The 24,788-nt window shown below is 64.6% G+C and carries 25 protein-coding genes; 9 read left to right on the top strand and 16 right to left on the bottom strand.

Annotated elements, in window-relative coordinates:
• Window positions 1-131: 131 nt before the first annotated feature.
• Window positions 132-1,706 carry an SH3 domain-containing protein gene (locus FQ746_RS07815; protein WP_409932383.1) on the bottom strand — a complete coding sequence of 525 codons (1,575 nt, stop codon included), beginning with the start codon at window positions 1,704-1,706 and terminating at the stop codon, window positions 132-134.
• A 255-nt stretch (window positions 1,707-1,961) separates the two neighbouring features.
• On the opposite strand from FQ746_RS07815, the gene FQ746_RS07810 reads away from it, so the two are divergent.
• The 3 genes from FQ746_RS07810 (at window position 1,962) to FQ746_RS07800 (ending at window position 4,883) form a co-directional block, all read left to right on the top strand.
• Window positions 1,962-2,390, top strand: a complete 429-nt coding sequence (locus tag FQ746_RS07810; RefSeq protein ID WP_144108366.1) for a molybdopterin-binding protein — start codon at window positions 1,962-1,964, stop codon at window positions 2,388-2,390.
• Between the two features lie 79 nt (window positions 2,391-2,469).
• On the top strand, window positions 2,470-2,964 hold the full coding sequence (locus FQ746_RS07805; RefSeq protein WP_144108365.1) for a GAF domain-containing protein: 495 nt from the start codon (window positions 2,470-2,472) through the stop codon (window positions 2,962-2,964).
• A 209-nt stretch (window positions 2,965-3,173) separates the two neighbouring features.
• Window positions 3,174-4,883, top strand: coding sequence for a putative bifunctional diguanylate cyclase/phosphodiesterase (locus FQ746_RS07800; protein ID WP_144108364.1), 1,710 nt, complete (start codon window positions 3,174-3,176; stop codon window positions 4,881-4,883).
• 34 nt (window positions 4,884-4,917) lie between these two features.
• Here FQ746_RS07800 and FQ746_RS07795 read toward each other — a convergent pair whose 3' ends face one another.
• Window positions 4,918-5,130, bottom strand: a complete 213-nt coding sequence (locus FQ746_RS07795) for a DUF2945 domain-containing protein (RefSeq protein WP_144108363.1) — start codon at window positions 5,128-5,130, stop codon at window positions 4,918-4,920.
• A 150-nt stretch (window positions 5,131-5,280) separates the two neighbouring features.
• Here FQ746_RS07795 and FQ746_RS07790 point away from each other — a divergent pair, with 150 nt between their 5' ends.
• The 3 genes from FQ746_RS07790 (at window position 5,281) to FQ746_RS07780 (ending at window position 8,565) form a co-directional block, all read left to right on the top strand.
• Window positions 5,281-6,090, top strand: a complete 810-nt coding sequence (locus tag FQ746_RS07790; RefSeq protein ID WP_144108362.1) for a mechanosensitive ion channel family protein — start codon at window positions 5,281-5,283, stop codon at window positions 6,088-6,090.
• Between the two features lie 133 nt (window positions 6,091-6,223).
• Window positions 6,224-6,874: a biliverdin-producing heme oxygenase gene (locus FQ746_RS07785; protein WP_260853932.1), complete on the top strand. Its 651-nt coding sequence runs from the start codon at window positions 6,224-6,226 to the stop codon at window positions 6,872-6,874.
• 20 nt (window positions 6,875-6,894) lie between these two features.
• Entirely contained in the window at window positions 6,895-8,565 is a 1,671-nt protein-coding gene (locus tag FQ746_RS07780; RefSeq protein ID WP_144108360.1) for an ATP-binding protein, read from the top strand.
• A 25-nt stretch (window positions 8,566-8,590) separates the two neighbouring features.
• On the opposite strand, the gene FQ746_RS07775 is transcribed toward FQ746_RS07780, so the two are convergent.
• From FQ746_RS07775 to FQ746_RS07755, 5 genes are all read right to left on the bottom strand, one after another.
• On the bottom strand, window positions 8,591-9,028 hold the full coding sequence (locus FQ746_RS07775; RefSeq protein ID WP_144108447.1) for a response regulator: 438 nt from the start codon (window positions 9,026-9,028) through the stop codon (window positions 8,591-8,593).
• Between the two features lie 10 nt (window positions 9,029-9,038).
• Window positions 9,039-11,423, bottom strand: a complete 2,385-nt coding sequence (locus FQ746_RS07770; RefSeq protein WP_144108359.1) for an ATP-binding protein — start codon at window positions 11,421-11,423, stop codon at window positions 9,039-9,041.
• A 183-nt stretch (window positions 11,424-11,606) separates the two neighbouring features.
• Window positions 11,607-12,116 carry a phasin family protein gene (locus FQ746_RS07765; RefSeq protein WP_144108358.1) on the bottom strand — a complete coding sequence of 170 codons (510 nt, stop codon included), beginning with the start codon at window positions 12,114-12,116 and terminating at the stop codon, window positions 11,607-11,609.
• 244 nt (window positions 12,117-12,360) lie between these two features.
• The gene (locus FQ746_RS07760; RefSeq protein ID WP_144108357.1) at window positions 12,361-13,488 is read right to left on the bottom strand and encodes an alpha/beta hydrolase family esterase; all 1,128 of its coding nucleotides are present in this window, start codon (window positions 13,486-13,488) and stop codon (window positions 12,361-12,363) included.
• A 42-nt stretch (window positions 13,489-13,530) separates the two neighbouring features.
• Complete coding sequence (locus FQ746_RS07755) at window positions 13,531-13,974, bottom strand: CopG family transcriptional regulator (protein ID WP_144108356.1); 444 nt, start codon at window positions 13,972-13,974, stop codon at window positions 13,531-13,533.
• 260 nt (window positions 13,975-14,234) lie between these two features.
• Here FQ746_RS07755 and FQ746_RS07750 point away from each other — a divergent pair, with 260 nt between their 5' ends.
• Window positions 14,235-14,546 carry a DUF4148 domain-containing protein gene (locus tag FQ746_RS07750; RefSeq protein WP_144108355.1) on the top strand — a complete coding sequence of 104 codons (312 nt, stop codon included), beginning with the start codon at window positions 14,235-14,237 and terminating at the stop codon, window positions 14,544-14,546.
• A gap of 55 nt (window positions 14,547-14,601) precedes the next feature.
• Here the strand turns inward: FQ746_RS07750 and rng are convergent, their stop codons facing one another.
• The 9 genes from rng to upp all read right to left on the bottom strand — a co-directional run bounded on the left by rng (window position 14,602) and on the right by upp (window position 23,189).
• Window positions 14,602-16,071: a ribonuclease G gene (rng, locus tag FQ746_RS07745; RefSeq protein ID WP_144108354.1), complete on the bottom strand. Its 1,470-nt coding sequence runs from the start codon at window positions 16,069-16,071 to the stop codon at window positions 14,602-14,604.
• Window positions 16,072-16,080: 9 nt separating this feature from the next.
• Complete coding sequence (locus FQ746_RS07740; protein WP_144108353.1) at window positions 16,081-16,719, bottom strand: Maf family protein; 639 nt, start codon at window positions 16,717-16,719, stop codon at window positions 16,081-16,083.
• Between the two features lie 111 nt (window positions 16,720-16,830).
• Window positions 16,831-17,301: a 23S rRNA (pseudouridine(1915)-N(3))-methyltransferase RlmH gene (gene rlmH, locus FQ746_RS07735; protein ID WP_144108352.1), complete on the bottom strand. Its 471-nt coding sequence runs from the start codon at window positions 17,299-17,301 to the stop codon at window positions 16,831-16,833.
• A 69-nt stretch (window positions 17,302-17,370) separates the two neighbouring features.
• Complete coding sequence (rsfS, locus tag FQ746_RS07730; RefSeq protein ID WP_144108351.1) at window positions 17,371-17,829, bottom strand: ribosome silencing factor; 459 nt, start codon at window positions 17,827-17,829, stop codon at window positions 17,371-17,373.
• Window positions 17,830-17,833: 4 nt separating this feature from the next.
• A complete protein-coding gene (locus FQ746_RS07725; protein WP_144108350.1) occupies window positions 17,834-18,586 on the bottom strand; it encodes a nicotinate-nucleotide adenylyltransferase in 753 nt (250 codons plus the stop codon).
• Window positions 18,587-18,608: 22 nt separating this feature from the next.
• Window positions 18,609-19,532 (bottom strand): oxygen-dependent coproporphyrinogen oxidase, encoded by a 924-nt coding sequence (gene hemF / locus FQ746_RS07720; RefSeq protein WP_144108349.1) that lies wholly within the window; start codon window positions 19,530-19,532, stop codon window positions 18,609-18,611.
• 286 nt (window positions 19,533-19,818) lie between these two features.
• A complete protein-coding gene (purD, locus tag FQ746_RS07715; protein ID WP_144108348.1) occupies window positions 19,819-21,126 on the bottom strand; it encodes a phosphoribosylamine--glycine ligase in 1,308 nt (435 codons plus the stop codon).
• Window positions 21,127-21,334: 208 nt separating this feature from the next.
• On the bottom strand, window positions 21,335-22,063 hold the full coding sequence (locus FQ746_RS07710) for a YebC/PmpR family DNA-binding transcriptional regulator (protein WP_144108347.1): 729 nt from the start codon (window positions 22,061-22,063) through the stop codon (window positions 21,335-21,337).
• A gap of 475 nt (window positions 22,064-22,538) precedes the next feature.
• On the bottom strand, window positions 22,539-23,189 hold the full coding sequence (gene upp, locus FQ746_RS07705; protein WP_144108346.1) for a uracil phosphoribosyltransferase: 651 nt from the start codon (window positions 23,187-23,189) through the stop codon (window positions 22,539-22,541).
• Between the two features lie 349 nt (window positions 23,190-23,538).
• On the opposite strand from upp, the gene FQ746_RS07700 reads away from it, so the two are divergent.
• The gene (locus FQ746_RS07700) at window positions 23,539-24,318 is read left to right on the top strand and encodes an SDR family oxidoreductase (protein ID WP_144108345.1); all 780 of its coding nucleotides are present in this window, start codon (window positions 23,539-23,541) and stop codon (window positions 24,316-24,318) included.
• A 53-nt stretch (window positions 24,319-24,371) separates the two neighbouring features.
• Complete coding sequence (locus FQ746_RS07695; protein WP_144108344.1) at window positions 24,372-24,758, top strand: methylglyoxal synthase; 387 nt, start codon at window positions 24,372-24,374, stop codon at window positions 24,756-24,758.
• Window positions 24,759-24,788 lie beyond the last annotated feature (30 nt).

The raw sequence follows: 24,788 nt of genomic DNA, 5'->3' as shown, positions 1-24,788 counted from the left end.
CCTTGATCGACTGGTTCTTGAGATGAAATGCCACGGCCTGAGTCGGGCATTCAACGATACGACGAGCGACGAGTCCTGGGATCGACAAGGGTGGGAAAAAGAATTTTTACTGGGAGCGAAGCGACTCCCACTCACCCCGCCGGACTATCGTCATCCGCCGGCGCACTCGTCGCTGACCCGGGCGGCGCGCCCAGCACGCTGATCTGAAAAATCGGCGTCCCCGCCAGCGATTGCAGCGTCGCGTCCTCCGCAATGTGTTCGTCCAGCGGCAAAATCACCGAGCCGCCGATCACCGCGCGCCGGCTGTCGTCGGCCGGGCGTAGTCCCCACACGTCCTGATACACCACCGGCACGACCACGCCGTGTCGCGTCGTCGTGCCGATATACAGCATCACGTGACCGCCGATGTAGATCAGCGTACGCATCTGCACGCCGTGCTGGACGAGGTAGTCGAGCCGTTGCGCGGGCGACGACGCCGACAGGTCGGTCATGCGCCCGGCGCTCATCTGCGTGGACGAGTGACGCGGCAACCACACGCCGAACACCGCGAAGATACTTTGCAGTTCCGACGAACAGTCGTTGTTCAGTCCGCTATTGCCCCATCCGTACGGCCGGCCGATCAAGCGCTTCATCAGCATCGCGAGATGGCGCGGCGTGGCGGCGAGCGGCATCGGCGCGATCTGCGTGTCGCTCAATTCGGCGTCGCGTATCAGCGCCTCGCCATCCGCATCGCGAGCCGGCACCAGCACGTGGAGGGGACCGCCGCCGGAGGCCTGCGAACCCTGCGGCACCAGCGGCAGCAAGGTGCCGGCCGGCGCGTCGAAACGGAACGTGCCGCGGCTATCGCGCACCGGCGCGGACGCGACCGTCACCGCGCCGAGCGACGTCGCCGTGGCGGCGCGCCAGCGATCGACGAAGCGGTCGTCCGTCATCGCCACGCCGTCGCTGCGCACCCAGCCTTGCACGTCGGGCGTCTGCACGTAGTACCACGCACCATCGACACTGCTGCCCAGCACGTAGAGCGGCGTACCCGGGCGGCTCGCCGAAATCTGCAGGTTGTCGAACGGATAACCTTCGCCCGCGAGACGCCGGTCGTAGAACGACGGGTCGATCGTCGGCAGTTCGCGCACCAGCAGATTGCCGGTGGCGATCGCCCGTCGCTCAGGGCGATACGCCGCGTCCGCCGTGAATTGAGCGACGTTCATGTTTTGCGCGATCGCGTCGATCCACGCCTTGTCGTGCGGACGGAAATTTTCACCGTAGCCGACATCCGCGCCGTGTTTTTCCGCATTGTCGAAGCGCGCGATGCGGCGTTGTTGCAAGGCGGCGATGTCGGCGCCTTGCTGGCGATACACGCGCATCGTGACGAACGCCGCGTTCCACGGCGAAGGCGAGTTCGAACCGGTGCCGAAGTAGCGCGCGTAGAAGAGGCGCAGATGCGCCTTCTGATCGGCGGCACTGAGAAACGGCTGATCGTAGCCGGCGCTGTCCGGCTCGATCCAGTGATCGACGTTCTGGTCGTAATGCTCGATCGGAAACAGCGTGATGTTGTCGGGCTGCAATCGCGTCGCGCCGCTGTCCGGTGCAGGATTGCCGCAAGCGCACAGCGCGGCCAGCGCGCAGCCAGGCAGGACGGCGCGTAACCGCCTCAGCGAGGCTTTCGACGAAGCGGCAGCAACGAGGCCGGACAGGACGGCGGCGGGCAAGGTGGAATCGGGCGCCATAGGGTGCGGTAGCGGTAGGGCAGGAACTGACCAAAGACCAAAGGCCACGATGATACGGTTTCCCCGAGGCGATCGGAAATCGGACCTTGGGCCACGACCGCAGGACGCGACGGGACGATATAACCAGCGCGGATTCCGCCGCAACGAGCCCGGACCCCGCGGCTTCGGCTAAACTCGCGCGGTAATTCCAGCGCCGCGCTCGACTCGCAGCGGCGCGACCCATTCAAGGAGATCGACATGCAAACCAGCGCACGCAACCAATTCGCCGGCGTGGTCACCGAGGTCAAACACGGCGCGGTGAACGACGAAGTCATCCTGCGCACCCAGGACGGTCTCGAGATCGTCTCGGTCATCACGCACGGCAGCGTCGCCACGCTGGATCTCGCGGCCGGCAAGAACGCCTTCGCGCTGGTCAAGGCGTCGTCGGTGATCGTGATGGTCGACGTGTCGGCCAATCAGGTCTCGGCGCGCAATTGTATTGCCGGTAAGGTGTCGACCGTCACGAAAGGCGCGGTGAATTCGGAAGTGGTCATCGCCGCGGAGGCTGGTGGCGCGCAGATCGCCGCCATCATCACCAACGAGAGCGTCGAGCGCCTGAAACTGGCGAGCGGCTCGGCTGCCACGGCTATCTTCAAGGCGTCCAGCGTGATCGTCGGCGTGGAATGAGCGGCTCCCGTTTCTAATCAACCGTTTCTGATCAACCGTTTCTAATCAATCTTTCTCAGCTTTCATCACGGACTCTGTCATGTTCGAAGTTTCCTCCGCCTCGTCACTCCCCAAAGCCGCTCACTACGAAGAGCTGGTCACCCAGGCGCGCGCGCTGCTCGCGGGCGAAACGGAATGGATCGCCAACGCCGCGAATTTTTCCGCGTTCGTGTTCCATTCGCTAAGCGGTCTGAACTGGGCCGGCTTCTACTTTCACGACGGCCAGGAACTCGTGGTCGGGCCATTCCAGGGCAAGCCTGCCTGCGTGCGCATCGCGCTCGGCAAAGGCGTCTGCGGGACGGCGGCGCAAACGCGCGAAACCCAGGTGGTTCGCGATGTGCACGACTTTCCCGGCCACATCGCATGCGATGCAGCGTCGCAATCGGAAATCGTCGTGCCGCTGGTCGCGCCCGACGGTACGCTGATCGGCGTGTGGGACGTCGACAGTCCGCTGGTGGCGCGCTTCGACGACGACGACCGCCGGGGCATGGAAGCGCTTTGCGCGGTGTTCATCGAAGCCGCATTGCCACGTTGAACCGGCTGCCGGCGCCTGTTTCGCGCAGGCTTCCGGCACGCTGGTGTCGTGTGCGAAAGCCGCTATCATAGGCACCCATGGTTTCGCATAGATAGACAGGTGGTGCACGGGAGGTCGGACCGGATTACTCCCGCAGTCACCCCGCCGTTTGCACGCATCAAGAACAGGCTCATCCGCACTCAATCACAGGACCATAAAAGGCCGGCGCGATGCACGATCACCCCTACGCGCAAGCGCGTATGCGCGAAGCCGCCCTCGCGGCGGCGCCCTATGGCATGTTCATCTGCACTGCGGACGGCCAATTCGACAGCGTCAACCCGGCTTTCGAAAAGCTGACGGGTTTTGCGGCCGGTGAACTCGTCGGCCGGCGCAGTTTCGACTCCTTACTCGATCCCGCCGAACTCGCGCGGCGGCGCGCCGAATTGCCGTCGCTCGCGACCCTCACCGGTCGTTACGAAGGCGAGTGGAGTTGTATGCGCCGCAGCGGCTCGCCGCTACGTGTGGTGCTCGCGCTGGCGCCGGTCGCGCCCGAAGCCGCCGCACCGGAGAGCGGCGCGCCAGGCCCGGCCTGCTACGTCGGCATCGTGATCGATATGACGCGCTATGCGCAGTCCGAAGCGCGTCTCTGGTACGTCGCGCACCACGACGGCGTGACCCGCCTGCCGAACCAGACACTCTTCACCGAACGGCTCGAACTGACGATCTCGCGTTGTCAGCGCGGCGGCGGCGGTTTCAATGTGCTGATCGCCGAACTGGACCATCTGCGCAAACTGCGCGACGCGCTCGGTCTGCACGCGGCCGAACTGGTGCTGCAGATCGTCGGCGAAAGGCTGCGCAGTCTCTTTCCCAACGACGGAACGATCGCCTCGATCGGCGGCACGCAGTTCGCGTTGCTGATCAAGGAAACGGGCGCCGCAGCGGATGCTTTCGCGACCGAGGCGCTCGGGCGCATCGGCGAAGCAATCGACTACGCCGGCACGGCGCTCAACATCACGGCGAGTATCGGCATCGTCGCGTACCCGGACGACGGCGCCGACGCGCCGACGCTGATGCGTCGCGCGGGCGTCGCGCTGTCGGCGGCGTCGGCGGTGAACGGCAACGCGGTGCGGCGATTTTCCACCGCGCTCGAAGGCCAGGCGGCGCGCCGCTTCGAACTCCAGACGATGTTGCGCGAAGCGTTGGAGCGGCAGCAACTTCATCTCGTTTATCAGCCGCAGGTCACGCTCGCCACCGGGCAGATCGCCCAGGTGGAAACGCTGCTGCGCTGGAACCATCCGCAACGCGGATCGATCAGTCCGGCCGAGTTCGTTCCCGTGGCGGAAGAGGCGGGCCTGATCGAACACATCGGCGAATGGGTGATACGCACGGCGTGCCGAGACGCTGGCAAATTGCTGCGTCTCGCGGGAACGTTGCCGCGTATCGCGGTGAACGTGTCGCCGCAACAGTTCCTGCGGCAGAACCTGTACGAGACGATTCGCAGCGCGCTGGAAGACGCCGCGCTCGACCCGTCGTATCTCGAAGTGGAGATTACCGAGGGCGTATTGCTGGGCGACACCGAACAGGCGTTGCAGACCTTGCACGCATTGCGCGAGCTGGGCGTCGAAGTCGCGGTGGACGATTTCGGCACTGGCTATTCGAGCCTCGCCTATCTCACGCGTTTTCCGCTGAACCGGCTGAAGATCGACCGCTCGTTCGTGACGCGTATGGGCACCGACGCGCAATGCTCGGCGCTCGTCGGCGCGATCATCGCGATGGCGCATGCGCTGAAGCTTCGCGTGACCGCCGAAGGAGTCGAGACGGCCGAACAGGCCGCGCAACTGCAGGCGCTCGGCTGCGATGAAGTGCAGGGCTACTGGTTCTCGCGGCCGATCACCATTTCCGCATTGCGTAATCTGCTCAAGCCATTGAGCACAGAGTGACCCGGGCCGCCCGGTTCTTGTAACCGTCCACTTTTCAATCGAGCCGCTTGAGCGCCGCGCCGCGATGCACGGCGTGCTTGCCGCTTTTTTCGCTTTCGACCTCGTATTGCGGATCGTCCTTCGACGCGTCGACCGTATGTCCGTCGACGCTCGTGTGCGTAGAAATGACACGCACCACCTTGCCGTGCGTCATGCCCTGCGGGGTGTTCCAGCTGACGCGGTCGTGCACTTTCAGATGTCCGGACATGTTCGACTCCTCGGTAGGTTAAGGTCTCGCCCACATACCCTTCCCGCCGATCCGCGCAAGCGGCGTGCCGCTCCATTCCCCGACACGCAAGCCGGGAACGCATCCTGCTGAATCCTCTGATCGGAATTCCATCGCAACGGAACGAACAAGATGAACGATCTGCTACCTCGTCTATTGCACTTTCAGCCGTCGCTGCTGGTCACGTTGACGCACGACGCCCTGCATGTGGTATTGGCCGTGGCGATCCTGACGATCGGCTGGTGGCTGTCGAACCGCGTTGGCGCGAGCTTCGCGAAACTGCTTGCGCACACCCGCGCCGATCCGACGCTCGCGCCCATGCTGGCGGCGCTGGGCACTTGGGCCGTGCGCGTGCTGGTCTTTATCGTCGCGCTCAGCGAAGTGGGGATTGCCACCGCGAGCGTGCTCGCCGTACTTGGCGCGGCAGGTCTCGCGATCGGTCTTGCTCTGCAAGGCACCCTGCAGAATATCGCCGCCGGCATGATGTTGCTGATGCTGCGGCCGTTCCGCGTAGGCGATGTGATCGAAGGCAGCGGCGCGGTCGCGGGCATCGTGCGCGAAGTGGGACTGTTCACCACGCGTATCGAGCGCAGCGACGGCAATCTGGTGTTCGTGCCGAACAGCCAGATCTGGAGCAACCCGGTGATCAACTACAGCAGCAGCGGCACGCAGCGCATCGAGATCGAAGTGGGTCTCGCGCAGCGTAAGGACGTCGATGCGGCCATCGGCGAATTGAAGAAACTCGTGGCCGACGAACCGCGCGTGCTGACCGGCTCGACACTCGCGCCGATGGTCACCGTTGCTGATTACCCGGACAAGGGTGGCGCCACATTGCGGATCGCGGCCTGGGTGCGCACGCCGGACGCGTCGTTGACGAGTGGCGATCTGCAAAGCCACGCGCAGGCCGCGCTCGAAGAAGCCGGTTGTCCGGTGGCGGCATAATGGCCGATGCAGTGCGTGAGGTGCGGGCGAGTGGGCGTGTAAAGCAAGGCACCCCGTGCAAAACGCGCCTCCCACTGCTGATCCGTCGCCTTTATAATCGTGCTCTGCTTAATCCATGCTGAACCGGACTGGTTTGATCGACTCATCTGATTCTTCTCCGGGCAACCCGGCTGGCGTGATCCCTGCGCTGCGGGCGGCCACGACCGAACGTCACGAACTCCTCCATCGCATCATGCCGCTGTCGCTCGACAGCGCTGCACTGCGCGACTACCTGCTGCATATCGCATTGCTGCGCGAATGGCTGGCACCGCTCGAAGCGTGGCTCGGCCAGTTCAGCGACGGTCCGCAGTCCGCCGCGCTGGCGCCCCGGCTGAACCGGCTTGCGTTGATCGATGCCGATCTCGCGCATGATGCCGCCCGCGATTCGATGGGTGCACGCGAGCCGACCGACGCTGACGCAGCGTCTCATCCGCAACGTTGGCATGGCGACGCCAGTGCCGCCTACCGCTGGGGCGCCTGCTATGTCGTCGAAGGCTCGCAGCTGGGCGGCGCGGTGCTGTATGCGCGTTTAAAGGACCGATTCGCTTCGCATCCGCTCGGCTTTCTCAGTGCGGGACGCGAGTCGCTCGGGCCGCGCTGGCAAGCCTTCGTTCGTGCGATGAGCGCCGAGGTCAACACGCCGTCCGCCATCGACGACGCATGCCGCGGCGCGGCCGATGCGTTCGACCGCCTGATCGAACTCGCGCAGCGCCCGACACGGGCCATTTGCGCGAGCGCCGGTTGAACCGCGCCGGGACCACGCCGATGGACACTCGTCTCCACGATTCGCCCACGGCGGAATTGCCCTTCGATGCCGCATTGGCCTTCGAACTTTTGCCGGACGCGTATCTGATCCTGAACCGGCGCTACCAGATCCTGCTCGCCAATGCGCACTACCTGGCCTTCACCGGACAGGCGCTAGGCGATCTGCTGGGCAAGTCGCTGTTCGACGTCAATCAGTTCGGTGCGGTCGAACAACGTGAAGCGCGCCGCGACTGGCTGCTGGGTGCATTGAACGGATTGTCGACCGGTCACTCGGTCTGGTCGCCGCTGTTCCGCTACGAGATGCCCGAGCCGCAGACACACCGCGACGACAGCGCGGAGCCGGCCGAACCCGGCATGCCGCGCTACTGGAAGATCAAAGCGAGCCTGCTCGGCGCGAGCGAGGGGCAAGGCGGTTATATCGCGTTGCGTGTGAGCGAAGTCACCGACCGCGTTTCCGAACTCGAGCGCGACCAGCGCGAGCGCGCGAAGCTGCGCTCGCAGGCCCAACTGCGGCTGCTGCTCGCCGACGAAGCGAAGGCGCAATTGCGCGAGCATCAGGAGCGTTTCCAACTGGCTCTGGCGTTCTCGCAACTCGGTGCGTGGGAACTCGATCCAACTACCGGCGTCTTCGAGTGCACGGATCAATGCAAGACCAACCTGGGCCTAGGGCAGACCTCGGTGCTGACCGAGCGGCGCCTGTACGGCGAGCTCGTGCATCCCGAAGACCGCATCCGGTTGCGCGATGCCATCGGTCATGCGCATATCGCGCCGGAGCATGTGGAAGTCGATTTCCGGATCGGCTGGGCGAGCGGATCGATCCGCTGGATTCTGGTGCGCGGCGTGGGCCGCTTCGCGGCGGACGGTTCGCTGAGTTCGGTGATCGGCTTCACGCTCGACATCACCGCGCGTAAAGAGGCGGAACTCGAGCAACGCGAAATCGCGGCTTCGGAGAAACGCGCGCGCGAACATAGCGAACGCCTGACCATGGCGATGGATCATTTCGTCACGACGGTGAGCCACGAATTGCGCTCGCCGCTGTCGGCCATCATGTCGTGGACCGACCTGCTGCAGCGCGCCGCCGACCCCGCGCACATCGGGCGTGCCACCGGCGTGATCAGCCGCAATGCGCGGCAGCTTTCGCATATGGTCGACGATCTGCTCGACAGCGGGGCGATCGTGACCGGCAAGCTCTCCGTGCATCTCGAGCCGGTGGATCTGGGCGCGCTGGCCGGCATCATCGCCGAAGACATGCGCATGCACGCCGAAGCCAAGGGACTGCGCCTCGTCGCAACCGATCTCGCCTCGGTCACGGTGCTCGCCGACGAAGGGCGCATGAAGCAGGTGATCTGGAATCTGGTGTCGAACGCGGTGAAGTTCAGTCCGCAAGGCACCGTCGAGCTATCGGTGCGCGTGATTGGCGACCGCGTCTGCGACCGCGTCGAACTAGCTGTGCGCGATACTGGGCTCGGTCTGGATGAAGAATCGCTGGAGCGGATTTTCGAGCGCTTCCAGCAATTCAGCGCCGATGGCTCCGGCCGCGTCGCCGGCTTGGGGCTCGGATTGTGGCTCGTGAAGAATCTGGTGGAACTGCACGGCGGCACGATTGCCGCCGAGAGCCCGGGCATGGGGCAGGGCGCGACGTTCAGGGTCAGCCTGCCGATAGCCCGCTGAGCAGCGAGCCTGCTTCAGATACGGTTCAACGCGGATAGGGCGGCGGCTCGTTGAGCACGGCCCAGAACATCCCGAGGTCGTTGATGGCGGCCATGAAGTCGTCGAACGCGACCGGCTTCACCACATACGCGTTCACGCCGAGATCGTAGCTGCGCAGCAAATCGCTTTCTTCCCGCGACGACGTCAGCATGACCACCGGAATGCGCTTGAGCTTGTCGTCGCTGCGCACCGCCTTCAGCACCTCGTGACCGTCGACCTTCGGCAGCTTCTTGTCGAGCAGAATCACGGCGGGGTTTTCTTCCGGACGATCCGCCCAGGGTCCTTCGCGGCGAAGATATTGAAGCGCTTCCTCGCCGTCTCGCAGCGAAACGACTGGATTGGCCAGACGCGTTTTTTCCAGTGCGATCAGCGTGAGTTCCACGTCGTTCGGGTTGTCTTCAACCAGCAGAATGGGTCTCAACACGCTTCTTCCTTCAGGTTTGTTCATCTTTGGATTCCTTCGGCACGGGACGGAAGCGCTTGCCCGGTGACAATGCAATCAGTCGTGCTACCGCCGCCGCGGCGGACTCTTCGCCCTGGCTCGCGTCGGCCTTGAAAATATGCGGCAGAGAAAAATACAGTGCCGCGCCCCTATCGATTTCGCCGACCGCCCACGCCTTGCCGCCGTGGCGCTCGACAATGCGCTTGACGCCCGCCAGTCCGATGCCGGTCCCGCTGAACTCCTCGACCCGATGCAAACGCTGGAATACGCCGAACAGCTTGTCGACATAGCGCATGTCGAACCCCACGCCGTTGTCTTTGACGAAGAACACGTCCTGACCGTCCAGTTCGCCTTCCCCGTCGTATCGACCGATCTCGATGACCGCCTGCTCGCGCGTCGCGGTGAATTTTACCGCGTTCTCGATGAGGTTTCTGAGCACCACATGCACTAGTACGGCGTCGGCGTTGACCTGCCCCAACTTGCCGACCTGCCACGTGATTGCTCGCGACGGCGCGTCTTTCGTCTCGTCGGCAATCAGGGCGTCGACGAGCGCATTCAGATTGATGATCTGCGGGCGCAGCGCCGCCCGGCCCATCTGCGAAAAGGCGAGCAGGTCGTCGACCAGTTTGCCGCCGAAGCGTGCCGACGAAATGATGCGCTCGACAAAATGATTGCCTCGCTCGGACAGCCGGCCCTGTTCGATTTCGCGCAGTAGATCGGCGAAGCCGATGATATGCCGCAGCGGTGCGCGCAGGTCGTGCGACACGGTGTACGAGAAGCCTTCGAGTTCCTTGTTGGCGCGGCCCAGTTCGAGCGCCAGTTGCGCCAGTTCCTCGGCGCGGCGCAACACGATGCCAAGCAGCGCCGTGCGGAATTCGAGCGCGATTTCGAGTTCGGGCGGCTGCCACTCGAGCGAACGGTCGCGCACCGTGTCGGTCCAGACCTCGAAGCTCTTGCGCGGCGAGAGCGAGTCGGCGAGTCCGCTTAATTTGGCGCGCGGGTCGCCGGCCCACTTGATGGTCTGCACGACCTCCGAGCGAAACCACAGCACGTAGTTGCGGAACAGCTTCGAAATCGACACCGCGAGCAAGCCGGCGTAATCCGGATGCGCGGGCAGGACCGGGCAGTCGACGGCGAGCGAGTCGGTGGCGAAGGTGTCGTCCACTTTCGTGTCGAGCCATTCGACCAGCTTCGTCACCTCCGCTTCCGGCGGCGTGTGGCCGACCAGCAGCACGCGTCCGTCGAAGACGATCGCCGCGCCGTCCGAGGCGGTCAATCCGAGCAGGTCTTTGGGGTCGTTGGCGAGCGCGTCGGTGAAGCTCTCGGTGTTCGCCATCGCGGCGAGCAGGCGGGCCAGCGTGTGGCGCAACTCGAGCCGGTATTGCGCCTGCGCATAGTCTTCTTTCGCTTCGATCTGCAACGACAGGATCTGGGCAATGTGCTCGCAGGCCGTGCGCACTTCGAACGGCGGCACGCGGGCGCTGTCGTGGTGACAGGAAATCAGCCCCCACAGCTTGCCACGCACGACGATCGACATGGACATCGAGGCGAGGGTGCCCATGTTCTTCATGTACTGCACATGCACGGGCGAGATGCTGCGCAGCGACGCGAAGGTCAGGTCGGTGGGTTTCTGCGTGGACGGATGCAGCGGCGGCACGAGCGGCGCGGCCTGGTAGTCGGCATCGGCGATCAGGCGGATGCGGTTGCGCACGTAAAGCGCGCGCGCCTGCATGGGGATGTCGGACCCCGGGAAACGCTGACCGGCGTATGACGCGTAGCCCGGCTCGACGTGTTCGGCGAGCACATGGCCGCTACCGGTCGCGTCGAAGCTGTAGACCATCGTGCGACCGAAACCGGTGATGCGCTGTACCTCGTCGGCGACGATCTGTGCGAGGTCTTCGACACTGGCCGCTTCTTCGAGACGATTGATGAACGTGCGCACCAGCGGGTACATCGACGCGAACACGTCGTGCGTGTCGCGAGCCGGTTCGAGTTCGACGATCGTGGCGCCTTTGTAGCGATGCACGGTCACCGCGAACGGGGTGGCGCGCGGGCTGTCGTGTTCACGGTCGTGCCCACGAAGTTCGTCCAGCGAGCCGAGGTAAAGCGGGATGCCTTCTTCCCGATGCTGGGACAGCGCACGGAGCACCCGGGCGGCCCATGCTTCGCCGAGCAGGACCGCGAGCGGCTGGCCGAGCGTGGCGTCGGCCGGCGCGCCGGTGAGCGTCGCGATATTGGCGCTCACCTGCAGGATTGCGCCGTCGTCGCCAATGCTGATCAGGAAGCCGTGCGGCTGGATGCCGCCCGGAATATGGATGGGTTCTCTCGCGCAGTCGGTGGCGATCGTCGAAGATGCGGAAGAGGTGAGGTCAGCCATGCGGGCTCCACGAACGGGATGCGGCATTTTCGCATAGGCGCCGGGATGGGGTCGGGGCGGTGGGTGAGCCAGGTCCGCGACATGGTTAACACTCGCAGAAAGCAGAAAGGGGCCGACTGGCCCCTTTCGTTTGCTGCTTCCTACTGCTATTGCCTACTGCTATTGCAGGCTGTGACGCAGCGTTTACTCGGCCACGATCACCGCCGTGCTGGCCGCGGGCGGCACCATGCCAGACGCGCGTTTGATGCTGTCCTGCAGCGCCGTGCCCGACTGGATCATCGACGCCATCACCGACTGCATCGCGCCGAACCCGCCATCGGTGCCGAACGACTTGACCTGACCGAAGCCCGCGCCGAACTGCGCGAAGCTGTTGCTGAACTCTTCACGCAGCGCTTCGCCGGCTTTCGTCAACGCCGTGTTGAATTGCGTGTCGATTTCCTTCACATGCTGCGCGTACGAGAGGCTGCGCTGCACGAATTGCTGCTGCATGTCCGCTGCACCGGCGAACGCCGTGCCATTGAGCTGCCCCGTGCTCATTGCCGTCTGGCCTTCGCTGACGGTGGCCTTGAAGGCGGCCAGATTCAGTTCGCCCAGCTTCTGCAGGCAGGCGAGGCCGTTCATCTGCAAGTCGGAGAAGATCGCGAGGGTGCGCTGGCCGAAAGCGGCGGACGATTCGATGGCGGGATTTTGCATGGTGAGCTCCTGAGGTGACCTGACGCAGGCGTCCAAGGGATTTGGAGGCGTGGGCCCGTCGGCATCGGCGTGGATCGCGCGGCTGCCGGTCGCCTGAACGACGGCGAAGCGGCGGCGCGAAAGCCGATGAACGGACGGGAGGTCGGTGCGGCACATGTTTGCTGCGCTGCAACATGGGCCACTCTATAGAGTTGCGGCGGGATGTACAGCGTTTTTTCGCGCGCTCTCGTCAGGTGAATACCGCTCAGCCGCGCTGGGGATGGGCGAGGAAGAATCGCAGCATTTCGGCGCTGGCGTCGGGGCCGGATGGATCCGTGTACGAACCGCGCTGGTTACCGCCCGACCATGCGTGACCGGCGCCGCGAATCGACCAGGATTCGGCCGGCACGCCGTTCGTCGCAATCAGATGCTGGACCGTATAGCCGCGTTGACGGCCTTGCGAGTCGACAGGCTGGCTCGACGTCGTGCTGCCGCCCGCGAAGGGCGCGACGAGCGCGCTGGCGTTCGACGGATGCACGGTCGAGTCGGCATCGCCCTGAAACACGATCAGCGGACGGGCCGGTTCCGCTTGGGAGCGGCCGCGCGGGGTCTTGCCGCCTTTCATGGCGGCGAGCGCGGAGGGCAAGTCGCGCGCCGATCCGCACGCGAGTCCCGAATGCACGCCGGCCGCCGCGTAGAGATCGGGCCAGGTTTTCAGCATGATGTCCGCCATCGCGCCGCCAGCCGACAGGCCGGCCACGTACACGCGCGCAGGATCGACGCGATAGCACGACATGACTTCGCGCGTGATACCCGCGATCAACGACGGCTCGCCGCTCTCGCGGTGCTGGTCGCCGGGTTTGAACCAGTTCCAGCAGCCCGAGTGATTGGCGGAAGCCGCCTGATTCGGATACACCACCAGCATGCCGTGCCGCTCGGCCAGTTCGTTCATGCGCGTGCCCGCGGCGAAGTCGTCGGCGTTCTGGGTGCAGCCGTGCAGCATCACGATCAGCGGGACCGGTTCGTTGCCGTACGCGGCGGGGACGTAGAGCTTGTAGTCGCGTCGGCCGGCGTTGTTGCTGAAGCTATGGGTGCTGAAGGTGCCGGGCGTGTCGGCATCGACGGTGTAGGCGGCCTGCGGTTGCGGACGCGTTTGGGTTGGAGCGTGAGCTTGCGTGTTTTTCCACGCGTTGACCCAGTCTGCGGCGCTTTGCGGCATGGGCGGTATCGGTGGCATGGGTGGCATCTGCGGCATCTGCGGGTCGCCCAGGCCAGCGCTCGGGTGAGCGCCGCCGCCCAGTGCGCGCTGGACCGCTGCGGTCGCTTCCTTCGGGCCTTTCGTGCGCAGCAGGTCGAAGGCTTCTTTCATCGAATGCAGGAAATCGTCGTTCATGGTCGGGGTCGCTTGCGAATGGGGGGTGAGGGCGGGGCGCATTTAAGCGATGCGGCCAGCTAGTGCCGCCTTCACCGCGGGCGACGCGTGAAACGCGCCGAGCACGGTGATGGACGCGATCGTGGCCGCCGCCAGTTCCGGCGGGACATCGGCGGCAATGCTGGCAAGGCCCAGCACGTGAATGGCGAGTTGCTCGCCGGCGGTCTGCGCGGCTTCCAGATCCTTGCGCGAGAAATGCTGCAGACCGAGCACCAGTTCGCGGCGCGTCACCGTTTCCGTGACGACCTGCGCGTGCACGGCGAGCTGGTTGCGGATTGCCGTGCGGATCAGATCGGTGCGGTTCGAATAAAAACCTTCTTCGACCAGCAGGTCGATCTGGCCAAGATCGATCGGGCCTAGGTTGATGGTGATCTTTTCGGTCTCGCCGCCTTTCGGGCGAGCCGTGTCGATCAGGCTCAGGGCAGGGGATTTTGCGGGCTGTGGCATCTCAGGACCATCCAATTAACATCCAATGGGATGGTTATACGCCCGATGCGCCTTTGCGGCAATGGAGAAATTGAGGGCCGGTGCAGCAAGCGTATGGGGCTATTTCGTCTGTGGCAGAAACTAAGGGTTTACCCAAATCCAACAACAATCCTCTCCAGCGCCGCCCGTTAATCTTAAGCGTCCGCTTATCTAGACTATGTTCACTGTTCTACGGACAGGGCTGTTCGTAGCAGGCAAACCGAAGTCTAGAGGTACGTACCATGAAGTCCATGATTCAGGCAGTTGTCGTCGCAGTCGCGCTCGCTGCGCCCGTCGTGTCGTTCGCCCAGTCGAATTCGCCCGTCACTCGCGCACAGGTCCGCGCGGAACTGCTTCAACTCGAGCAAGCGGGTTATCACGTGGGAGATGGCGACAACGCGCACTATCCCGAAGCGCTTCAGGCTGCCGAAGCCAGGGTCGCCGCCCGGAATGGCGCGACGAGCGGTTTCGGCGGTGTGGCGAATGGATCGTCGGAGACGAGTCGCCCGGCAGTGTCGCAGGCGGACTGGAAGGCGATGTATAGCCGCCCGTGAGCGGGGCGTGAAAGCGGGCTGACGGTGTCAGCCCGTTGCTGCCGATGAACGGGCGTTACATCAGCACGATGTCGTATTGTTCCTGACTCAGATTCGACTCCACCTGCAGCGACACCGGCTTGCCGATAAAGTCGATCAGCATCGCCAGATGCTGCGACTCTTCTTCCAGAAACAGGTCGATGACCTGCTGCGACGCCACCACGCGAAACTCACGCGGATTGAACTGGCGCGACTCACGCAGAATCTCGCGCAACACGTCGTAGCACACGGTGCGCGGCGTCTTCACCTGCCCCTTGCCCTGACACACCGGACACGGTTCGCACAGCACGTGCGCGAGCGATTCGCGGGTGCGTTTGCGCGTCATCTCCACCAGCCCCAACTGCGAGAAGCCGTTCACGGTCACGCGGGTGCGGTCGCGCGACAACGCTTTCTTCAACTCGCCGAGCACCTGGTCGCGATGCTCGACGTTTTCCATATCGATGAAGTCGATGATGATCACGCCACCCAGATTGCGCAGCCGCAACTGACGCGCGATGGTATGCGCGGCTTCGAGGTTGGTCTTGAAGATGGTGTCGTCGAAATTGCGCGCACCGACATAACCGCCGGTGTTCACGTCGATGGTGGTCATCGCTTCGGTCTGGTCGATCACCAGATAGCCGCCCGACTTCAGATCGACGCGACGTGACAACGCACGCTGAATCTCCGCTTCAATGTTGTACAGATCGTAAAGCGGCCGCTCGCCGGTGTAGTGATGCAGCTTGGACGAGACCGCCGGCGTGAACTCCGCGGCGAAGTCGGCGAGCATCTGATACGTCTCGCGCGAGTCGACCTGGATGCGCGACGTCTCGTCGTTCACGAAGTCGCGCAGCACGCGTTGCGCGAGATTCAGGTCCTGGTACAGCAGGCTGGTCGGCGGCATGCGCTGGCCTTGCGACAGAATGGTCGCCCACGTCTTGCGCAGATACGCGACGTCGGCGGCTAGTTCTTCGCTGGTGGCGTCTTCGGCGATGGTGCGCACGATGTAGCCGCCTTTTTCATCGGCGGGCAGCACGGCGGTCAGACGCTTGCGCACGGCTTCACGTTCGGCTTCGCTTTCGATTTTCTGCGAAATGCCGATATGCGGCTCCTGCGGCAAATACACCAGCGTGCGCCCGGCAATGCTCACTTGCGTGGAGAGGCGCGCGCCCTTGGTGCCGATCGGGTCTTTCACGACCTGCACCATCAAGGTCTGACCTTCGAAGACGATCTTCTCGATAGGTTGATGAGGCGGCTGATGCTGGGGTTCGCCCGCGATACGCGGATGCCAGATGTCGGCGACATGCAGGAAGGCGGCACGTTCGAGACCGATGTCGATGAAGGCGGATTGCATGCCCGGCAACACGCGCACCACCTTGCCGAGATAGACATTGCCGACGCGGCCGCGAGACAGCGTTCGTTCGACGTGAAGTTCCTGGACGGCGCCTTGCTGGACGAGCGCGACTCGCGATTCCTGCGGCGTGACATTGATCAGGATTTCTTCATTCATAGTGTTGTTCTAGAAGTCGATGCGCGCTGCGCGCAGGAGGGCAGCGGTTTCAAAAAGCGGCAAACCCATGATACCTGAATAGGACCCGTCGATATGTTCGATGAACTCCGCGGCGCGCCCTTGCACGCCGTAAGCGCCGGCCTTGCCGAGCGGCTCGCCGCTGGCGGCATAGCGGCGGATCGCATCCGCGTGCAGTGCAGCAAAGCGCACCTTCGAGACCGACAACGCAGCGGGTAGCAAGGTGCCGGCGGCATCGACGACGGCTAGTGCTGTCAGCACTTCGTGCGTGCGTCCGGCGAGGCGGGTGAGCATGGCGATGGCGTCGTCGGTATCGACCGGCTTGCCGAGAATCGCATCGTCGATCGTGACCGTGGTGTCCGCGACCAGGATTGGCCGCGCTTCGCGGCCGCTTACTTCCAGATGCGCAAGACGCGCATGCGCCGCACGTGCTTTGGCCACACAGACCCGCTGCACGTAGTCGCGTGCGCGCTCGCCCGGCAACTCGGCTTCGAGTGCTTCGGCATCTTCATCGGGACGCGGCAGCAGCAGTTCATAGCGCACCCCGAGTTGCTGCAGCAACTCCTGGCGGCGAGGGCTCTGCGAAGCGAGGTAGACGAACGGATAAAGCGCAGTGACGGGTGTTGACATGGAAAGGTCTCGAGCAGGCGGATGGCGCCGTGAGCGTATCGAAAGACGAGGCTTTGGGAAAGGCCTGGCCCGACTTGCACGCAGAAGCCGCAAGCCGGCCGCGCCCCGCGCTCAGACGCGATGGTAGGGATGGTTCTGCGTGATGGTCCACGCGCGATACAGTTGCTCGGCGAGCAGCACCCGCACCATCGCGTGCGGCAAGGTCAGGCTCGACACGCGCAACAGCATGTCGGCGCGCGCTTTCAGATCGGGATCGAGCCCGTCGGCGCCGCCGATCAGAAAGGCCACGTCGCGGCCGTCCTGCTGCCAGCCGGGCAGCGCGTTCGCCAGTTGCATCGTGGTCCAGTCGCGACCGCGTTCGTCGAGCGCGACGATGCGCGCATTCTTCGGCAACGCGGCTTCGATCTTCAGACGCTCGGCAGCCATCACGCTCTCGGCGGGACGTCCGGACGAGCGCTGCTCGGGCTTGATCTCACGCAACTCGATGCGAAGCTCGGGCGGCATACGCTTCGCATACTCGTCGAAGCCGGTCGCGATCCAGTCCGGCATCTTGTGGCCGACGGCGAGAATGTGCAGTTTCACGGCAGGGTTAAGAAGAGAGTGGACGGTTCGACACGCGTCACGCGGATGACGGAGGACATCCCGCCGCGCTTACTTGCGCCGTGCCGCCGTTTTGCGCGCGGGCTTCTTGACGGCCGGCGCTTCGTCCTCTTCGTCCTCGTCGTCGAGCGGTTCGCTGGCGCTCGCGCCGCCGAACGGGCTCGGCGTGGAGAGCTTGATGCGCACCGGCTTGTCGCCCCAGATTTCTTCGAGGTTGTAGTACTGGCGCAGCGCCGGTTGCAGGATGTGGACGATCGCGTCGCCGCAATCGACCAGCACCCATTCGCCGACGTCGTCGCCTTCGGTGCTGATCACGTCGCCGCCATTTTCCTTGACGCTCTCGCGCACGCTCGACGCAAGCGCCTTGGTCTGGCGATTCGAGGTGCCGCTCGCGACGATCACGCGGTCGAACAGCGAGGTCAGATGGGTGGTGTTGAACACCTTGATGTCTTGCGCCTTGACGTCTTCGAGAGCGTCGACGATCACGCGTTGCAGTTTGCGAATATCCATGAGGTTACCGGTGGTACAGATGATGTTGAAGAATATAGTCCCACACCGCAGTGGGGACATGGCTCGCGGCGGCCTGATCCTGCTGTTCGTCGCCCACGAGGGCGAGCCGCCGGCTGACGTGTTCGCGCAGATGCGCGCGAATCTCGGTAGCCGACACGTCGAAAGCAAGCGTCGTATCGATCAGCAAGTGGCCGCAGGGCGTCGCTTGCAGAACGTCGGCGCGGGCACGGCGCGCGTCGATTTCCCGGGCGACCACGGGCGGAATCGACGCAAGGTCGAAACCGGGCCGCGTGGCCGCGCAAATATGCGCATAGTCGAACAGGCGCCGCCAGTCGCGCCATGTGTCGAGATGAACCAGTTGATCCGCGCCGATCAGCAGCGAAATCGAGGCGGCTTCGCCTTCGCGCTCGCGCCATGAGCGCAGCGTGTCGACCGTGTAAGTCGGGCCGTCGTGCTCGATCTCGTCGGTCGCGACCCGCACCTCGACGCCCGGCAACTGCAACTCGCCGGCGGCGGCGCGGGTCATGGCCAGCCGGTGAACGGCGGCGGACACGTCGGTTTTCTGCCAGGGCTGGCCGGCGGGCAACAGCACCAGTTCGGTGAGTTGCAGCACGTCGGCGAAGCGCCGCGCGAGCGCGAGATGGCCGTCGTGGATCGGATCGAACGTGCCGCCGAGCAGTCCGATGCGGCGCGGCAAGGCGACGGGATGAGCGTTCGGCTTCAGATGAAGCTCCTTTGTCGTGACGTCGACGGCCATGAAGGGCACTCGGGCGCGCGCCTCATAGCCACTCGCGCGCGACCAGAAAATCGCTATAGAGACGCGCTTCCGGCGTGCCCGGTTCGGGCTGCCAGTCGTAGCGCCAGTTCACGACGGGCGGCATGGACATCAGGATCGACTCCGTGCGCCCGCCGCTTTGCAGCCCGAACAGTGTGCCACGGTCGAACACCAGATTGAACTCGACGTAGCGGCCGCGCCGGTAAGCCTGGAAATCGCGCTCCGCTTCACCATACGGCATGGTGCGGCGCTTTTCGATGATCGGCAGGTACGCTTTGAGGAATCCCTCGCCGACGCTCCTGACCATCGCGAACGATTGCTCGAAGCCCGCGGCCGAGAAATCGTCGAAGAAAATCCCGCCGATGCCGCGCGGTTCGTTGCGGTGCTTGAGGAAAAAATACTCGTCGCACCAGCGCTTGAACTTCGGGTAAAGGTCCGCGCCGTAGGGCGCGAGCGCGTCATGGCAAACCCGGTGAAAGTGTTGCGCGTCTTCTTCGTAGCCGTAGTACGGCGTCAGGTCCATGCCGCCGCCAAACCAGAACACCGGCTCTTCGCCGGGTTTGGTGGCGATCAGCAGGCGCACGTTCATGTGCACGGTCGGGCAATGCGGATTGCGCGGATGCATGACCAGCGACACGCCCATCGCTTCGAAGCCGCGACCGGCCAGTTGCGGACGCGCGGCGCTCGCGGAGCCCGGCAACGTATCGCCGGCGACATCCGAAAAGCCGATGCCGGCCCGTTCGAAGAAATTGCCGCCTTCGAGAATCCGTGTGCAGCCGCCGCCGCGCAGTTTTTCGCCGGGAGCGCGTTGCCATGCGTCGGTGGCGAACGGCTGACCGTCGAACTCGCCGAGCGTGTCCGCAATTTGCGTTTGCAGGCCTTGCAGCCAGCTGCGCACGGCTTGTGCGTCGTAGCTCGAATCGGTCATGAATGCGGGTGCGGAGGGCGGCACGCTCGGTGTGCCGCGGGTTCTTCGTGATGGGCGGGGCCCGGGCCGGTGCAGGACGAGCCTGCCAAAGCGCGGCGTGCTTGCGGGCGGCCCGGAGTCGACCTCAGCCTGCAGGTCGGCACACCCGGGTGCAGCGTGCCCTGCCAGTGCGACCGGGCAGGCCGGTGCGATGTCGGTGCAATGACGCAGCGACCCTGGCCGCCAAAACCCGCAGTGTAGCGCCGTTGGCGCCACCCGCGAGCGTAAGACGCCTGTAGGGCGCGGGTTACTTGACTTCGGTCTTGCCGTCCTGCTTGCCTTCCTGCTTTCGATTCAGCGCTCGGTAACCGATGTCACGACGGTATTGCATGCCGTCGAACGAAATCTGGTTGATCGTGCCGTAAGCGGCCGATTGCGCGCTGCGCACCGAGTCTGCCAGACCGACCACGCACAGTACGCGGCCGCCCGACGTGGTCAGCTTGCCGTTGGCGAGCGTGGTGCCGGCATGGAACGTGACCGAATCGGCCGTTTCAGCCGGAATGTCGTTGATGCGGTCGCCTTTGCGCGGCGTGTCCGGGTAGTTGTACGCGGCCAGCACGACGCCGAGCGCGGTACGGCGGTCCCATTCCAGTTCGACCGTATCGAGCGTGCCGGCGATGGCCTGTTCGACCACCTTCGAGTAGTCGCCCTTCAGACGCGCCATGATGGGCTGCGTTTCCGGGTCGCCCATCCGGCAGTTGAATTCGAGCGTCTTCGGGTTGCCCTGCGCGTCGATCATCAGACCGGCGTACAGAAAACCCGTGTAGCGGATGCCTTCCTTCTCCATGCCGCGCACCGTCGGCAGGATGATTTCGCGCATCACGCGGGCATGCAGTTGCGGCGTGACGATGGGCGCGGGGGAGTAAGCGCCCATGCCGCCGGTGTTCGGGCCCTGGTCGGCGTCCAGCAGACGCTTGTGGTCCTGGCTGGAGGCGAGCGGCAGCACGTGCTTGCCATCCACCATCACGATGAAGCTGGCTTCCTCGCCGGACAAGAATTCTTCGATCACGACACGCGCGCCGGCGTCGCCGAGCTTGTTGTCCGACAGCATCATGTCGACCGCGGCATGCGCTTCTTCCAGCGTTTGCGCGACCACGACGCCCTTGCCGGCCGCGAGGCCGTCGGCCTTGATCACGATCGGCGCGCCCTTGGCGTCCAGATACGCATGCGCGGCGGCGACGTCGGCGAAGGTTTCGTACTCGGCAGTCGGAATGGCGTGGCGCTTCATGAACGCCTTCGCGAAATCTTTCGAGCTTTCCAGCTGCGCGGCTTCTTTGGTCGGCCCGAAAATCTTCAGACCGCGCGCGCGAAACAGATTGACGATGCCTGCGGCGAGCGGCGCTTCCGGCCCGACCAGCGTGAACGCAACCTGCTCTTTCTCGACGAAGTCGGCAAGCGCGGCCGGGTCGGTGATGTCGATGTTGCGCAGACGGTCGTCCTGAGCCGTGCCGCCGTTGCCGGGCGCGACGTAGACCAGCTGAACCCGTGGCGATTGCGCGAGCTTCCATGCGAGCGCATGTTCGCGACCGCCGGAACCGACGACGAGTAACTTCATGTGAATCCCCGAAACTTAAAAACCATAAACGGCCGGCAGAGGGCGCCCAGCCGTGGAAATGACAACGCGAACCAACCGCAACCTGCTACGTCCCACTACGACCCATCACGACCTGACGACTGAACCTCGCAGCAAGCCGTCGGCCTGAAAACCACCGGGCGGCCGCGGCGCGGTTCGCAACGAACCTTCGCCGCGCGGCCCGTCTCGCTTACTCTTCGGCGATAGCCGCGTTTGTATAGACTTCCTGCACGTCGTCCAGATTTTCCAGCGCGTCTAGCAGTTTCTGCATCTTGATCGCGTCGTCGCCGGTGAACTCGACTTCCGTTTGCGGCTTCATGGTCACCTCGGCAAGTTCGGCCTTGAAACCGGCCGCTTCGAGCGTGCTCTTCACCTTCGGGAAATCGTTCGGCGGGCACAGCACTTCGATGCTGCCGTCTTCGTTCGTGACGACGTCGTCGGCGCCGGCTTCGAGCGCGGCTTCCATCAGCGTGTCTTCCGGCGTGCCGGGCGCGAACAGGAACTGGCCGATGTGATCGAACATGAACGACACCGAGCCGTCCGTGCCCATGTTGCCGCCGTTCTTCGAGAACGCGTGGCGCACTTCGGCCACGGTGCGCGTGCGGTTATCGGTCATGGTGTCCACGATCACCGCCGCGCCGCCGATGCCATAGCCTTCGTAGCGGATTTCTTCGTAGCTGGCGCCGTCGACGCCGCCCACGCCGCGCTGGATCGCACGGTTGACGTTGTCTTTGGGCATGTTGGCGTCGTACGACTTTTCGACGGCGAGCCGCAGACGCGGGTTCGAGTCCATGTCGCCGCCGCCCATGCGCGCCGCGACCTGGATTTCCTTGATGAGCCGCGTCCAGACCTTGCCGCGCTTGGCATCTGCCGCTGCTTTCTTATGCTTGATGTTGGCCCATTTCGAATGACCCGCCATACCTTTCTCCATCGCGCGCGCCAGTCGGGCGCACGCATAGTGCGATTGTCGTTGCGATGTCGGGCGCTCGCGAATGCGCGCCTCGATGTCGTACCGCCCGGAAGCGTTCCGTGCGGCGTCAGACCTGGTTCGGCTCGATCACGTCCGGTCCGGCCCGGCTAGCGGGACCGAAGCTCGGTGGCTCTTCGGTGGCTCGATAGCGCGGGGAAGGGGACGTGCGGCCAGCAGACCGGAAACAGGCCGCTTTATAGCATTGCTTCATAGCGTTGCTCTGCAGCCTTGCCGCCGACAGCGCGCTGCACCGAACGAAGCCGGGTGCCTGTCAGGGCGATGGTGCAAGCTGCGCCGCTTTTTCAGCGGAGCCGAATTTTATCACGCCGGGAGGGCGCGGCAGGAGGGGAGCGGCGATAGATCGGCGGCGCAAAGCGCCACGCCGGGATTTTTCACCCGCGGTGGCGCTTCGGCCGACCGACCCTCAATTCTTCGTGCCGAACAAGCGGTCGCCGGCGTCGCCGAGACCCGGGATGATGTACGCGTGCTCGTTCAGATGCGAATCGAGCGACGCCACGTACAGCTTGACGTCGGGATGCGCGTCCTGGAACACCTGCACGCCTTCCGGCGCGGCCACCAGCGCGAGGAACATGATGTTCTCGCCGGCCACGTTGCGGCGTTTCAGCACGTCGACGGCATGCACCGCCGAATAACCGGTTGCCACCATCGGATCGCACAGAATGAAAACCCGGTCTTCCAGATCCGGCAGACGCACCAGATATTCGACCGGCCGATGGTCGTCCGCGCGATACACGCCGATGTGGCCCACGCGCGCCGACGGCACCAGTTCCAGCAGACCGTCCGACATGCCGATGCCGGCCCTCAGCACCGGCACGATCGCCAGTTTCTTGCCGGCGATCACCGGCGCGTCGATCTCGACCAGCGGCGTGGTGAGGCGGCGCGTGGTCATCGGCAGGTTACGGGTGATTTCGTAGCCCATCAGCAGCGTGATTTCGCGCAGCAGTTCGCGGAACGTGCGCGTGGAGGTGTCCCGGTCGCGCATGTGCGACAGCTTGTGCTGGATCAGCGGGTGATCGAGGATGAAGAGATTGGGAAAACGGCTGTCCTGGGTCATGGCGGGCGCACGAGCGGCGGGTAGAAAGCGATAAAGGGCGAGGAGGAGCGCCGACGTGCCAGGCCTGCCGGGTCGGGCCAAGTCAGGCAGATACTGGCAAATACAGGCAACGGCGGACGACCTCGCAATCGGTCCGGCGCGTCCGTGCAGCTCGACAAAACCGGCGGCCGGACGCGCCACGGCGCAAGTTTACCGAAAGAGTGGCGCCAGAAGATACCGGAGATTGTGGAGATTACAGCCGCCCCGGCGCAATCCGGCACCGATTCTTCTAGAATCGGGGAAAACTTTGCAACGCATGGGGTTGCGCCGGCCATGAGACGCGCCAGCACCCCGCCACGAGGACACACATATGGATCTGGGAATCGCCGGACGCAGCGCACTGGTTTGCGCTGCCAGCAAGGGTTTGGGGCGCGGTTGCGCGGAAGCGCTGGCCGCGGAGGGCGTCGAGCTGACCATCGTCGCGCGCACCGCCGACACGCTCGAGGCAGCGGCAGACGAGATTCGCCGGCAAACCGGCGTCACCGTCAAAACCGTCGCTTGCGACATCACCACGCCCGAGGGCCGCGCCGCCGCGCTCGCCGCGTGCCCGCAGCCGGACATTCTGGTCAACAACGCGGGCGGCCCGCCGCCGGGCGACTTCCGCAATTTCACGCATGAAGACTGGATTCGCGCGCTCGAAAGCAACATGCTCACGCCCATCGAGTTGATTCGCGCCACCATCGACTCGATGAGCGCGCGCGGTTTCGGACGCATCGTCAACATCACGAGCTCGGCGGTGAAGGCGCCCATCGACGTGCTGGGTCTGTCGAACGGGGCACGCTCGGGCCTCACCGGATTCGTCGCGGGTCTCGCGCGCAAGGTCGCGCCGACTGGCGTCACGATCAACAACCTGCTGCCCGGCATGTTCGACACCGACCGCATTGCCGTCACCTTCGAGGCGCGCGCCAAGGCCGCGAACATTTCCATCGAACAGGCACGCGAGGAGCGCGCGCAGACCATTCCCGCCGGCCGCTTCGGCAACCGCGACGAGTTCGGCCGCGCTTGCGCGTTCCTGTGCAGCGTGCATGCGGGCTACATTACCGGGCAGAACTGGCTGATCGACGGCGGCGCCTATCCGGGCACCTTCTGACCGGCAGCCTGAGACACGACTACAACAACAACGACATCGAGGAGTATCGAAACATGACCCGCATCGCGCTGATCGCACACGATCACAAGAAGGACGACATCGTCAGGCTGGCCGGCGAGTACGTCGAGACGCTGCGGCGTTGCGACATCGTCGCGACCGGCACGACCGGCACGCGGATCGGCGACGCGCACGGCCTGACGGTCGAGCGCATGCTGTCCGGCCCGCATGGCGGCGATTTGCAGATCGGTGGCCAGCTCGCCGAAGGCCGCGTGGACATGGTGATCTTTCTGCGCGACCCGATGACGCCGCAGCCGCACGAGCCCGACATCAACGCGCTGGTGCGCGCGTGCGACGTCCACAATATTCCTTGCGCCACCAATATTTCCACTGCCCGCATGGTGCTCGACGTGCTGACGCTGCGCATGTCGCAGCAGGTCTGATCCATCGACTCCGATGCAGCGCAGTGGCAT

Origin of the sequence: Paraburkholderia sp. BCC1886 (assembly GCF_900996245.1) — a bacterium.
In the GTDB taxonomy this organism is placed as follows: domain Bacteria; phylum Pseudomonadota; class Gammaproteobacteria; order Burkholderiales; family Burkholderiaceae; genus Paraburkholderia.
This window is presented reverse-complemented; position numbering and strand designations above follow the sequence as displayed.